The sequence below is a fragment of the Halomonas almeriensis genome, from assembly GCF_030409235.1.
In the GTDB taxonomy this organism is placed as follows: Bacteria; Pseudomonadota; Gammaproteobacteria; order Pseudomonadales; family Halomonadaceae; genus Halomonas; species Halomonas almeriensis.
Genome location: NZ_JAUFPO010000008.1, coordinates 1 through 12,866, shown reverse-complemented (window position 1 = coordinate 12,866; position 12,866 = coordinate 1). Strand labels below are relative to the sequence as shown.

Genomic DNA, 12,866 nt, shown 5'->3' with positions numbered 1-12,866 from the left:
CACTATCCGTTTAGGCTGCACCGAGTGGAGCGCCCCGCTCGGCGCGAGAGGCTGCGGCGACGCGCCGCCGGGGTGCGGGGCTGGCACGAGCGCGGGATCGAGCCCCATGTCTTCCAGGTCGCGCGCGATGCCGAGCTCGTCGCCGGTAAGAACCCCCTCACCCGCGTCCTCACCCGCGTCTACGTCAAGTGGCGAGGCCACGCCTCGGTCGCGCCCCAGTGGCAGGTTCAGCATATCGACGCCGACATCGCCGTCCGCGGCCGTCATCGCCTCTACCGCGCCAAGGCCGGCGAGCGCCTGGCACGTCCCGACCAGTGGACGGAAACCGAACAGGTCCACGCCGAGAACAGCGCGAATTTCTACGGTTGGTTCCCCCAGCGCGCCGATGGCGATTCGCTGGTAGCCACCGTGGAACCCGTGGGTCAGTGTGTCGCCGACCCGACGGTCTTTCGCAGTGAGCCGCTCGAGCTGGGCTACACACCGCAACCCCCCACTCTGGACCTGGACTACTACCTCGTGCGCACCGGCGACTGGGCCGGGGACGCGTTGGCCGACGGCGACCAGCAACGGGCGCCCGGCATGGCCCATGCCATCGCAGCCCGCAGCGCGCGATTCACCACCCAGAACTTCCCCGTCGTCGATACCCGGCTGACCTACCGAGGTACCATCACCCTCGGCGAGACGAGCTGGGACCAGGCAGCGCAGGACCTGGTCAGCCTCCAGCCCCGGGACCAGCACATCGTCGAGCGACTGCGCCCGCGCCTAAACCGCGAGGCCGAGGATACCGTTGCGGTGGTGCTTTTCATGGGAAGCGACATCCGCGGCGATGGCGGCTACGCCTATCAGGAAGCCAGCGCGGCGCAACCCGGGATCGTCGGCGTTTTCCTCGATCGCGAGCGCTTCCAGCCGCTGCGCAAGGGCATCGTGGACATCGCCCATGAGCTCGGCCACGTCATGATGGCCGACGACCGCCACTACGACCGCGGCCAGTGGACGGGCGACTACGCCGGCACCCGAGCCAACCAGATCGAGGGCTTCCGGCTCCCCCGCGTCGGCCACGGCGGCCACAACAAATCCCATGCCGAGGGCAACGCCAGCCCCGACGGCGACCACCTCTACCCGCTGATGATGGCCGGCCAGATGCTGGCAGGCGCGAGCTTTGTGACCAATGACTCCTACGACGATCTCATCGACCAGCTCACCCACCCGCCGTCGCGCTTGGCACGTAGCCGGGGACGGCGTCGCCTGGCCAGCCGCGAGGGGGCTAGCGCGGCCGAGCGCCCCACGTGGAGGGTACATGGGATGGCCGACGCCTCGCGCGAACGAGCTGCCATCACACAAGTGGACACGAGGCGCAGGGCAACCCGTTCCGCGGCGGCAACTCAGGGCGCTTGGCAGTTAGCGCTCACCAACGGCGCCGGTACCATCGTGGCAACGACGGCTATCGCCCCCCAGGCACCCCTCAAGCCAAGCGCGGCGTCGTCGGCGCGGCCCTTTACCGCGAGCGTCCCTCATCTCGACGAGGCCCGTGCCCTTATTATCCACTACCAGGACCGCGCCATCGCGCGGCGACCGATATCGCCGAGTACGCCGCGTCTCCATGTGAACCCAGCCAGGCGCGAGGACGGCCACGTTCGCTTGACGTGGCAGGCGAGCGATCCCGATCATACCGATGCGCTCCGTTTCGACGTCGCCTACAGCCGCGACGGGCGGCGCTTTTGGCCGTTTGCCGTGGGGCTGTCAACCAACGCCTTGACCATTCCCGGCACCGAGCTCAGCCCGGGCTCCCGCCCCCGTTTGCGGGTAACGGTCAGCGACGGCTTTCATACCCGCGAGCGCAGCGTGCCCGCCCCCGTAACGGGCCGACTGCGACCACTCGCCACGCTACCGGAGGCAGGCACGACCATGGCGCCGTGGCAGCCGGTTACTGCGGTCCTCAACGCGCCGCTCGACGCAGCCAGCTTGGACGCTGACAGTTTGCGGCTTCTGGATGGCGACAATCAGCCTGTTCCGGGGCGTGTGGACCATCACCGCGGTACCGGCGAAATCGACTTCATCCCGGACGAACCGCTGCCGCCTGGCCGTTATACGGCCGTGTTGGCGCCCGGCATCAGCGCTGATGCGGGCCCATCCTTGTTAGACGAGGTGCGCTGGGGCTTTAAGGTCGTAGCCACCGTCGGCGAACCGAACACGGAGACCCCCGAATAATGCGCGCTAATCCCGAGTTCCGTCCCATCGCGGCGCGGCTTCAGCCCCCCTCGCCCGCCAGCGCCTCCCCATGCCGACGCTGGCTTTTAGCCGCCGCGCTCAGCCTGCTGTTATCGATCCCCACCGTGGCCGCCTCATCCCAGGCCTGCGAGCGCGCCACCATGAAAGACCGCAGCGCCGGCAGTTGCTCGGTATCGGGCATGGTCGCCGGTCTCGATGCCGGCAGGCTCATACGATTGCAGCGCGGCACGGCGGGGATGGTCGTACCGGCGGCGGGCAGCGATGCCTGGCACAAGGAGCACGCCGATTGGCGCGGTGCGCCATTCCCCGGACAGGGCCGCCTCGATTTCTCGGGGCTCGTGGAGGCCAGTGGTGCCGCTTGCAGCCATCACATCCAGGCACTTAACAGTGCCGACGCCGCGCCCGACCCGACATCGGACATCAACCTGGAGGCCTTGCCCGAATCAATGCGGGACAAGGTCCGGCAAGCCAAACGCCGGGCCAAGCAGGCGCGCGCGTCCGCAGCGAAGCAGCGTGCCAAGCTGGCGACTGCTGGCGATGGCGTGGTGCTGCAGTTGTTCAGCCCCCAGCTCGGGCTCCATGAACTCGCTATCCAGCCATTGGGCGCACAACGGAGTGGACCGCACAGTGAGCACGGGCGTGTTGCCGGCTGGCCTGCCGCCAGCTCCGGCAAAGTCACGATCGTATTGCCGGGCATCGAGCATACCGACCTGAGGGCCGGCAAAACCTATGACGCCGTCATCCGCGGCAAGAATCCGGTCATTTACGCAGATAGCCGTGGTCGCCATCGCGACTTCCCGGCGTATAGCAGTGCCATGGCCCAACGCCTCTGCCGGGAGGGAAAGCAGTACGTGGCCAGTAAGTGGCAGAACTTCCCGGCCGTCGTCGCGAGCGCCCAGGCCGAGCCCTGCGACCGCAAGGCGTACTTCGAAGGCACAACAAGGCAGGTTAACGCACGCGAGCTGAACGGCGACGTCACCATCACCGCGATTACCGACGAACGGGTGACCGGCCGCTTCCGGCTCGGCGGGCAAGCACGACTCAAGTCCAGTCAGTACCGGTTTACTCGAAAGCACGCACCTGACGCCGATCAGATCCACTACCCCGAACCGGGTAACCGTGAACTCAAACGGGTCCGCTTCGATGAGACCCGCCAGGGCGGGATCAACGTCAGCGGGCACTTCGCCGCCCCGAACACGATCAGCGGCCTTACGGCCAGCCCGAACTATCAGGACGGCAGCGCTCGGCCCATGGCGGTGCCTGCCCGAACCGTGGTCGTACCCCACGCGCCGGCTAACGACACTGACGCGAATCGACGGGCACCGTTTCGGATCGCCTCACACCGCCCGCGTGCTGGCAAGCGCAACGTCGACTGGGACCAGCCCGGGATGACGCTGCGCTTCAATCACCGCGTCGATCCGGCGAGCCTGTCTGAGAAGACCCTCACCCTTAGCTATCGCAGCGCCGCAGGCGCCATGGAGGAGGTGCCACTGCGCGCCCGCCGTGAAAGCGAGCGCCGGTTACGGTTGATCCCGCAGGTCAAGCTCAAGGACGGCGTGCGTTATCGAGTCACCGTTCATGGCGGTGCCCAGGGCGTGCAGAGCCTGGCGGGCGAGGCTCTGGCGAGTGACTACCGCTGGCACTTCTACACCATGGTCAATCTAGGGGGTAATGGATGGGTCGCCGCGGTTGGAGAGCATCTGCGGCCCAGCGAAGGCGTGGAGCCGCACGTCTTCCAGACAGCCCGCGACACTGCACTGGTGCCGGCCAAGAATACGCTGACCCGGGTCTACGCAAAGTGGCGCGGCGACCCTAGCGTGGCCGAGGGCTGGCGGGTCGAGCGCTTTCTCGCAGACGTTCGAGTCAAAGGCGACCAGCTGCTTTATCCGGCCAAGGAGCGCGTCATGCTCACGCGCCCCGACACATGGACCGACGGTCAGCGCCAACGCGCGGCGAATTCGGTGAATTTCTTCGGCTGGCGGCCTCGCTCGAATGACGGCTCGCAATTGACGGCCGAGATCGAGCCCGTCGACCAATGCCGTGACGAGCCACGGGTTTTCGAGAGCGAGGCGCGCGAACTCGAATACGCGAGCCTGACGAAGTCACTGGATATCGACTACTACATCGTCCGTGCCGGCAATTGGTCGGGGGATGCCCTGGCCAAGGGCAAGGCCCAATGGGCTCCGGCCGCGGCCCACCAGATAGCGGCCCAGGGAGCCAGCTACACGACCCAGAACTTTCCGGTATGGCGCACCAACGTGACCTACCACGGCACCCTGACCGCCGACACGGGAACCATCGTCACCGATCAGGGAGGCAACAAGCGCTCCGGCCCGTGGCCCGTCAAATGGTCGACAGAACGCTGGCTCGTGCACCAGATCAAGCAGAAGCTGCAGCGGTTCAACCCCGACGCCGACGCCGTGATGCTGTTTTTTGCCGGCGATATCCGGACCGCAGGCGCGCAAAGCTATGAGGAGCGTACATTCGTCCGGGAGTGGATCAGCAAGAGCCCGCGGCCGCAGTTACAAACCGGCCTGTTCGGGCTCTTCCTCCACCGCGACTACGTCAACATGAAATCGAAAGCCACGGTGGACATGGCCCACGAACTCGGGCACATCCTGCTCGCCAACGAACAACATCTCTCGCGTAGGGACTGGCGTAAAGACTATGGCAATACCGCCGGCCAGCGCATCGAAGGCTTTCGGCTCAGGCAGTGGGGCCACGGCGGGACCAACAAATCCACGACCGAGGGCAACGGCAGTCCCAAATCCAAATCTGGCAAGATTTGGCCTCTGATGGTCCGTGGGCAGACGCCCGAGGCCGCCACGTTTATCACCAACAACAACTACGAGCGGCTGATCGAGAACCTCGCGGAGCCGCCGTCGCGCCTGACCCGACGGAACGGCGGCCTGCGGCTCGCCTCGGCCGACGGCTCGGTCCCGGCCGAACGCCGCCCCAGCTGGCTGGTTCAGGGGCTTCTGCGGCTCGCCTCGGCCGACGGCTCGGTCCCGGCCGAACGCCGCCCCATCTGGCTGGTTCAGGGGCTTCTCGAGCCGGACGGCGACCAGGCCCGAATCGACGCCGTCAACGCGGGACGTGGCCGGGTCACGCGCGCCAACAGCAGTGGGGCCGATGCCCGCGTGCAATTGCGGGATAGCGCCGGCGAGACCCTGGCTACGGCTGCGGTAACAACGGCCCGGTGCGCCACCAGCAGCGAGGCGCGAGCCTGTCCGTTCACCGTGCGGCTGCCGCGTCGTGAGGGCGCGGCATCGGCGACGCTAACCCGAAACGGGGAAGTGGTCGCGCGCCACCAACGCACGGCCGCCGCGCCCAAACTCCGTGTCTCCGAGCCAAGCACAACCGATGGCACCATGCGGCTGACATGGGACGCCCGTGATCCCGATAGCGACACACTGACCTTCGACGTCAGCTATAGCCGCAACGGTGCCACGTATCAGCCACTGGCCCTTGGGCTGACGGCGCAACAGCTAGCGATACGGGTAGCGGAGCTCGCGCCCGGCTCGCGGCCTCGGTTGCGCGTGACCGCCAGTGACGGATTTAACGTCACCCGCCGTACGGTCAGCTTGAGCGAGACCGCTGGGCTAAGGGTCCTGACGACCGTGCCGGCCGACGGCAGCGAGTTGGAACCGCATCAGGGCATCCAGATCATGTTCAATACCACCCTCGCGCCCGAAAGCGTCAGCACCGATACGATCCGGCTACTGGGCCCGAACCACGAGCGCGTGGACACGAGCGTGCACTACCAACCCCCTGGCCAGGCCATTCATATCCAGCCGGATTCCGCGCTCAACAAGGGAGCTCACTACACGGCTGTTGTGACCGAGGACGTTCGGGCCGGCACCGGTGCTCGGCTCACCCAAGACCACCGCTGGCGGTTCCGGGTCGCTGGCACCAGCACCGGCAATCCGCTTGAGAGGTGGCAACTCGAATCGGCTGAGGAGACCGCTGATCGGCGACAAGGCAAGGCCCAGCGCGGCGGCAATGCCGGCGACGCCGACAGTATCTCGCTAGCCCTCGACGGCAACGACATCGCTGCCATGCCGTTCAACCGGACCAAGGTCCGCAACTGGATCAAGGCACGCATCGCGATCAACCGGCTGCAGGACACGATGCGGGCGAATGCAGGTGACTACGAGCAACTTATCAGTGCGTTCTACCGCAAGCGTGAGGCCCTGCTGGAACAGGCCGGATGGACGGTCGAAGACTTCGAAGCGACGCGGGACAGGATTAGCAATGCGGAGGTCGGCATCGAGTTAGCCCAAGAGGAGGATGCACCCGACTACGGCAAGAATCAGATCGAGAAGACGCGCGCCGATTGGCCGGCCGTCAAGCCATACTTGGATGAGCTCGAGCATCTCACAAACTGGGTAGCCGATAATGTCGATGAACCCCCTCGACTCGACAAAAGCCAATAGCAACGCGGCCTACCGATACCGCCGGGCCAGTGGTCAACGGAACCATGTTTAAGCCGGTGTTAATGGCCGTTGCCGGTCCCGCCCTGATTGCATTCGGGCTCACTATGCACTGGCGACAACGCACGGCCCGCAGCGGCGCCGTTCCAGTCGCTGCCACGGTGCTGAATAGCGGTAGCGAGCGTGTCGACGACAAAAGTGTTGTATGGGTCAACTACCGCTACGTCGTTGATGGCGTCGAGTATCGAAGTTCGCGCGTCTACCCGCCGCCAGGCCCTCAGCCCCGGGGCGGGTTCTGCCACATCCGCCGCTTGCAACGGCGCTATCCCAACGGCGCGCTCGTCACCGCTTATTATCAGCCGTCCGACCCGCGTTACGCCTTCCTGGAAAACCGCCCCGAATGGCTCTACGCCGTACCCGTGGTACTTGGCATCGCCCTGATCGTGCTGGCGACCCAGTCCATGACATCGCTGCGCGTACCGAGTGCGCCATGGTGATAAATCGTAAAACGTGTTGAGGCTCACCAGGGTGGCCTGGGTCGATTGACCAAGGGCGAGGCGCTCACGCCGACACCCTTTTTGGCGAGACTTTTGGTAAACTCTACCCAGGGGGCAATACCCGTAAATAGGTAGACAGAAAACGCTAGGTGGCGCCGTCTTCACTGGCCGGTGGGGGGACCAGACGGTGTATCGATTACTGGACGCGGCGATGGGACCAGGGATGCGCTCGCGGCGCCGTCGCCCCACGGTCGCAGTCGCGTAGTGGACGACGACCACAACCACGGATCAAGCTCGACGCCTGCTCGAACGCAAGCTCTGGACGGTACGGCGATGACTGCGCGCTGGGTCTTCGATATCGAGCGCGAGCGGATGGTCTGGGCCAACGATGACGCGCTGCGATTGTGGTCCGCCGGCGAGATCGGCGAGCTATTGGCGCGCGACTGTCAACGCCAGCCTAATTTGTCCGGTTTTTCCCGGTTTAATTGGTCCGCCGGTTGAGTGAGTTGGTTCCTGTGCGGGATGGCCAGTCCGGGGTCTGTCAGGCCGGTTCGGGGTCCTCCTCGTTGGTTGCGGTGTTGGGTTCGGGCTTGTCATCACTGCCCGCCGGTGGGTGGTTCTTGAGCATGCCGGCACGGCGTTTTTCCTTGAGCCGGTAGCTCTCGCCCTTGATGTTGACCGTGGTTGCATGGTGCAGCAGCCGGTCCAGGATGGCGGTGGCGATCACCTGTTCCCCCGAAGACTTCGCCCCAGTCGGCGAAGGACTTATTGGAGGTCAGGATCATCGAAGCTTTCTCGTAGAGGCGGTTGATCAACCGGAAGAACAGCGAGGCCTCATCCCGTGACAGCGGCAGATAGCCGATCTCGTCGACGATCAACACCTTCGGGTAGCTCAGCTGCTTGAGCGTGCGATCCAGCCGGTTCTCCTCGCGGGCCTTCTTGAGCCGGGTCATCAGTTGATCCAGGGTCTGGAACTCGACCCGGTGGCCGGCTTCACAAGCCCTCACACCCAGCGCGATGGAGAGGTGGGTTTTACCCACCCCGGGTGGCCCGAGGAAGATGACGTTCTCGCCACGTTCCACGAAGGCCAGGCCTGAGAGATTGCGCAACACATGGCGATCCACCGACGGCTGGAACTCGAAGTCGAACTGCTCCAACGTCTTGATGGTGGGGAAGCGAGCCTGGTTCATCCGCGACTCGATCCCTTACGGTTACGCCCGGCCCACTCGGTCTCCAACGCCTGGGCGAGGAAGTCCGGGTAATCGAGCTGCTTCTTGGCGGCCTGCTCGCACACCGTATCGAGCTGATCCGGCAGGTACTCGAACTTGAGTCGGTCAAACAGTTGCTCCAGTGGCATCACATCACCTCCTCGTAGACGCGCAGATCACGCACTTCGACGGGGATGGCCTCGCGCCACAGGCGCTGATGATGCTCGGGCTGTTGTTGCCAGCCGGCCGCGGGATCGCTCAGTACATGCTGCGCAATGGGTTCGTCAGGGCCCTGAAGATGAAGACGGCCGTAGACGGTGAGCACGCCCTCCAGCGTAAGATGGCAGTTGAGCACCTCACCGCAGTACGCGTCGGGCACGCTGTAGCGGTTGCCCTCGACGTTGATGTAACCGTCCCAGGCGGCATTGCGCTGGAAACGGTACGCGGTGTCGAACCGCGACTGGGGCAGTGGTTGCAGCGCGGGCGCCTCCTCGCGGCGGAAGCGCTCGGCAACGATCTCATGGTGGGTGCCATGCTCGCGCTGGTTCGCCACCTCCACCAACCATCGCTCCAGACAGCGGTTGAGATGATCGAGGCTTCAAAGTTGCGCCCCAGTCAAGCCGATTGAAACAACGTCGTGGGGTTGTTGGTCCTGTCGCGGGGTTGGTGGAAAATTTGAGGGCGGCGTAATCTCCAGGTGTTGAATCAACCATGAACGGCGGCTGGCACCGCCGAAGGAGATTACGCCATGACCGAGACTACCAAGACCGAACGCACTGCGCCACTCACCGGGGGCGACTGGACGGATCCGCTCGAGGACGGGGTTCGCAGCCGGGTGCGGGAATTCATCGAGACGATCCTCGAGGAGGAACTGGAGGCTGCGCTCGGGCGCGGTAGCTATGAACGCAAGAGCGCGGGGGCGAAGGGGTATCGGAACGGGCACAGGGACCGGGAAATCGTCGGCACCTTCGGACCCGAGACGGTCCGCGTTCCCCGGGCCCGGATCGCGAGTGCGGATGGCCGGTCGCGCGAATGGCGCTCGCAGGCGCTGCCGCGTTACCGGCGGCTGACCCGGAAGGCCGAGGCGCTGATCGCGGGCGCCTATCTCGCCGGGACCAACACGCGCCGCGTGAAGCGTGCTCTTTCGACGCTGTTTGCCGGGGCCGTGGGCAAGGATGTCGTCAGCCGCGCGTGGCGCAAGGTGAAGACCGACTGGGAGGAATGGGCCGCCCGCGATCTCGGCGGCGAGGACATCGTCCGGCTCATCCTTGATGGTACCGTGGTCAAGGCGCGGATCGACAGGAAGGCCACGGCGATCCCGATCCTCGTCGCGATCGGCGTGCGCCGCGATGGTCAGAAGGTATTGATCGGGCTCAAGAACATGGGCAGCGAGACGACCGCCGCCTGGCGAGCGTTCCTCCAGGACCTGAGCGCGCGCGGTCTGCGTGAGCCCGGCTTCGTCATCGTCGACGGCGCACCCGGGCTGGAGGCGGCCCTGGCCGAGCTTTGGCCCGACGTGCCGGTCCAGCGCTGCACGGTTCACAAGTACCGCAATCTTCTCGCGCATGCGCCGAAGCGGCTGCATGATGAACTGACCGAGGATTACCGCGACATGATCTACGCTGAAACGGCCACGGAGATCGAGCGCCGGCGCAAGGCCTTCCTCCGAAAGTGGCAGCTGAAGTGCCGGGCGATCGCCGAAAGTCTCGAGGAGGCCGGGGCGCGGCTATTCACCTTCACCCGCCTGCCGCCCGGCCAATGGAAATCGGCGCGCACCACCAACGCCATCGAGCGGCTGCACGCCGAGTTCAAGCGCCGCATCAAGACCCAGACCGTCCTGCCACAGGCCGACACGGGCCCATGCTGTTCTGGGCTCTGCTGGCCTCGGGGCAGATCGTGATGCGCAAGGTCGATGGCTGGGAAACCCTCGACCAGCCGCTCGACGACCAGTCCATTGACCTCGCCGCCTGAAACCGTAAACGTGACAACGCTGGAGATAGCCGCCCAGGAATTTCCACCACCATCGAGACAGAACCATGCGTGGCGCCGATGGCCGGAGAGCAAGCGCAGCATCGAGAACCGCGCGCTTCTGGACGACATCCGCCAAACCCATGCCGAGAGTGGCGGGTGCTACGGCGCGCCGCGCATCCATGCGGCGCTGCAGGCTGCCGGCCGGCGGATCGGACGACACCGTATCGCCCGTCTGATGCAACTTGCAGGCCTGCGCGGGCTGGCGGCGATCCCGCGCCGCGTTCGTACGACCGACAGCCGACACGACTACCCGATCGCCCCAAACAGGCTGCGACGGAACTTCACCGCGACCGCGCCGAATCAGGTATGGCTCGCGGACCTGACCTACATCCGGACCGGCGAAGGCTGGCTCTTTCTTGCGGCGCTGATCGACATGCACACCCGCAAGGTCGTGGGCTGGAGCATGCGCGAGACCCTGCATGCCTCGATCGCCCTCGAAGCCCTCGACATAGCCATCAGACGCCAGCGCCCGGCGCCGGGGCTGATCCAGCATTCGGATCGCGGCATTCAATACGCGGCCAACGAGTATCGCCAAGCCCTTGCCGCAGCGAAGATAACGCCTTCCATGAGCCGGAAGGGCAATTGCCTCGACAACGCGCCCATGGAGAGCTTCTTCCACACGCTCAAGGACGAGCGCGTCCATCACCGCGTTTACACCACACGGGACGAAGCGCGCCGGGATCTCTTCGCCTACATCGAGGGATTCTACAATTCACGCCGCCTGCATTCCGCGATAGGCTACAGATCACCGGCCGACATGGAACGCATGGCGGCCTGACCCCGTCCACTTTTTCAGGGCAGGATCACGAACTGGAAATGAACACGCGACTGTGTTTCGCTTCGCGTAATCGCCGAAACACGGCGACCAGAGCACGAAAAACAGGGAGCGACATGGGACGGATTGCCGCATTTCTCGCCGCGGCGACATTGGCGACGGGCCCGGTCATGGGCGCTGATGTGGCCCGCGCACAGGACGCGCGCGACGCGCAGGAGGACGTGATGATCGTCTTCGACGGCTCCAACTCCATGTGGGGCCAGATCGAGGGCACCGCCAAGATCGAGATCGCCCGGGACGTGATGGGCAATCTTCTGGGCAGCTGGGCGGACGATCGCCGTGTCGGTCTCATGGCCTACGGACACCGGAACCGCGGCGATTGTTCCGACATCGAGACGCTCGTTGAGCCCGGCCCCGGCACGGCTGCCACGATCATGGAGCGCATAAACGCCATCTCGCCTATCGGGAAGACGCCCCTGACAACGGCCGTCGAGCAGGCGGCGCAGGGTTTGGCCTACACCGACCGGCCCGCCACCGTCGTGCTGATTTCCGATGGGCTGGAAAGCTGCAACCGCGACCCCTGTGCACTGTCCGGCACGCTGGAGAAAGGGGGCGTGGGTTTCACGACCCATGTCGTGGGCTTCGGTCTTGGAAAGAACGCCGACGCCGAGTCGCTGGCCTGCATCGCGGACCGGACAGGCGGGCAGTTCCTTTCGGCCGAGAACGCGAGTGAACTGAGCGAGGCGCTCTCGCGGGTCAGCACCGCCGTCGCGGAGCTCGAACCGGCCCCCGAACCCGAGCCCGAGATTACCGTGCAGGGCCCCGACACGGCGGTCGCCGGATCGGCCTTCAATGTCTCCTGGACGCCGTCGTTCGAGCCGCGCGACTATGTCACCATCGTTCCCGAGGGCGCCGACGAAGGTGTCTACCGTGATTACATTCGTGTCAAGGAGCGCTCGGATGGCACCCTGCGCGCGCCGAGCGACGCCGGCCTCTACGAGCTGCGCTACGTCAGCGACGCCAGCAGCGAGACCCGGGGCCGCGCGTCCATCGAGATCACCGAGCCCGAGGCGACGGTCAGCACGGTCGACTCCACCCACGCCGGGTCTGTCTTCCCCGTCGAGTGGACCGGGACCGTGCACCCGCGCGACTATGTCACGATCGTTCCGCAGGGGGCCGAGGAAGGCGCCTACAGCGATTACATCCGCGTCAAGGACGGGGCGGAGGGCGAGCTGCGCGCCCCCGCCGACCCGGGATTGTACGAGGTTCGCTACGTGCTGGCACAGGGTGACCGGACGCTGGCCAGCACCCGCATCGAGATCACCGCCCCCGAGGTCACCGTGAGCGCACCGGACACCGCGCTGGCCGGTTCAGAGGTCGCGGTGGAGTGGACCGGCACCGTGCACCCGCGCGACTATGTCACGATTGTTCCACAGGGAGCCGAGGAGGGCGCCTACAGCGAATACATCCGCGTCAAGGACGGGGCCGCGGGGCGCCTCAAGGCCCCGGCCGACACCGGCCTCTACGAGGTCCGCTATATGCTCGCCAAGGGCGACCGGACGCTGGCCAGCACCACGATCGAGGTCACCGAGCCCGAGGTGACCGTCAGCGCCCCTGACAATGCGCTTGCCGGGGCGAGCGTCGATATCAGCTGGACCGGCACCGTGGATCCCCACGACTACGTCACCATCGT

General features: G+C 65.7%; 6 protein-coding genes and 3 pseudogenes. 7 read left to right on the top strand and 2 right to left on the bottom strand.

All coding sequences use genetic code 11. From position 1 onward, the window contains the following. Positions 1–72: 72 nt before the first annotated feature. The 4 genes from QWY74_RS06650 to QWY74_RS06635 all read left to right on the top strand — a co-directional run bounded on the left by QWY74_RS06650 (position 73) and on the right by QWY74_RS06635 (position 7,660). Entirely contained in the window at positions 73–2,208 is a 2,136-nt protein-coding gene (locus tag QWY74_RS06650; protein ID WP_290314027.1) for an Ig-like domain-containing domain, read from the top strand. Beyond that, positions 2,208–6,665: an Ig-like domain-containing domain gene (locus QWY74_RS06645; RefSeq protein WP_290314026.1), complete on the top strand. Its 4,458-nt coding sequence runs from the start codon at positions 2,208–2,210 to the stop codon at positions 6,663–6,665. The genes QWY74_RS06650 and QWY74_RS06645 overlap by 1 nt, the downstream gene beginning before the upstream one ends. A 44-nt stretch (positions 6,666–6,709) precedes the next feature. After that, positions 6,710–7,159 carry a DUF3592 domain-containing protein gene (locus QWY74_RS06640; RefSeq protein ID WP_264826479.1) on the top strand — a complete coding sequence of 150 codons (450 nt, stop codon included), beginning with the start codon at positions 6,710–6,712 and terminating at the stop codon, positions 7,157–7,159. 333 nt (positions 7,160–7,492) lie between these two features. Then, entirely contained in the window at positions 7,493–7,660 is a 168-nt protein-coding gene (locus tag QWY74_RS06635; RefSeq protein ID WP_264826478.1) for a hypothetical protein, read from the top strand. A 40-nt stretch (positions 7,661–7,700) separates the two neighbouring features. Here QWY74_RS06635 and istB read toward each other — a convergent pair. Both istB and QWY74_RS06625 read right to left on the bottom strand, forming a co-directional pair. After that, positions 7,701–8,519 (bottom strand): annotated as a pseudogene (gene istB / locus QWY74_RS06630) (IS21-like element helper ATPase IstB). After that, on the bottom strand, positions 8,516–8,926 hold the full coding sequence (locus tag QWY74_RS06625; RefSeq protein WP_435389136.1) for a Mu transposase domain-containing protein: 411 nt from the start codon (positions 8,924–8,926) through the stop codon (positions 8,516–8,518). The pseudogene istB and the gene QWY74_RS06625 overlap by 4 nt, the downstream one beginning before the upstream one ends. A gap of 189 nt (positions 8,927–9,115) precedes the next feature. Between QWY74_RS06625 and QWY74_RS06620 the strand changes: the two are divergent. From QWY74_RS06620 to QWY74_RS06610, 3 genes and pseudogenes are all read left to right on the top strand, one after another. Then, positions 9,116–10,338: pseudogene (locus tag QWY74_RS06620) on the top strand (IS256 family transposase). Between the two features lie 64 nt (positions 10,339–10,402). Beyond that, a pseudogene (locus QWY74_RS06615) lies at positions 10,403–11,176 on the top strand (IS3 family transposase); the annotation flags it as partial. A 113-nt stretch (positions 11,177–11,289) separates the two neighbouring features. Then, positions 11,290–12,866 (top strand): vWA domain-containing protein (locus tag QWY74_RS06610; protein WP_290314024.1); only part of this gene is annotated, 1,577 nt, incomplete at its 3' end.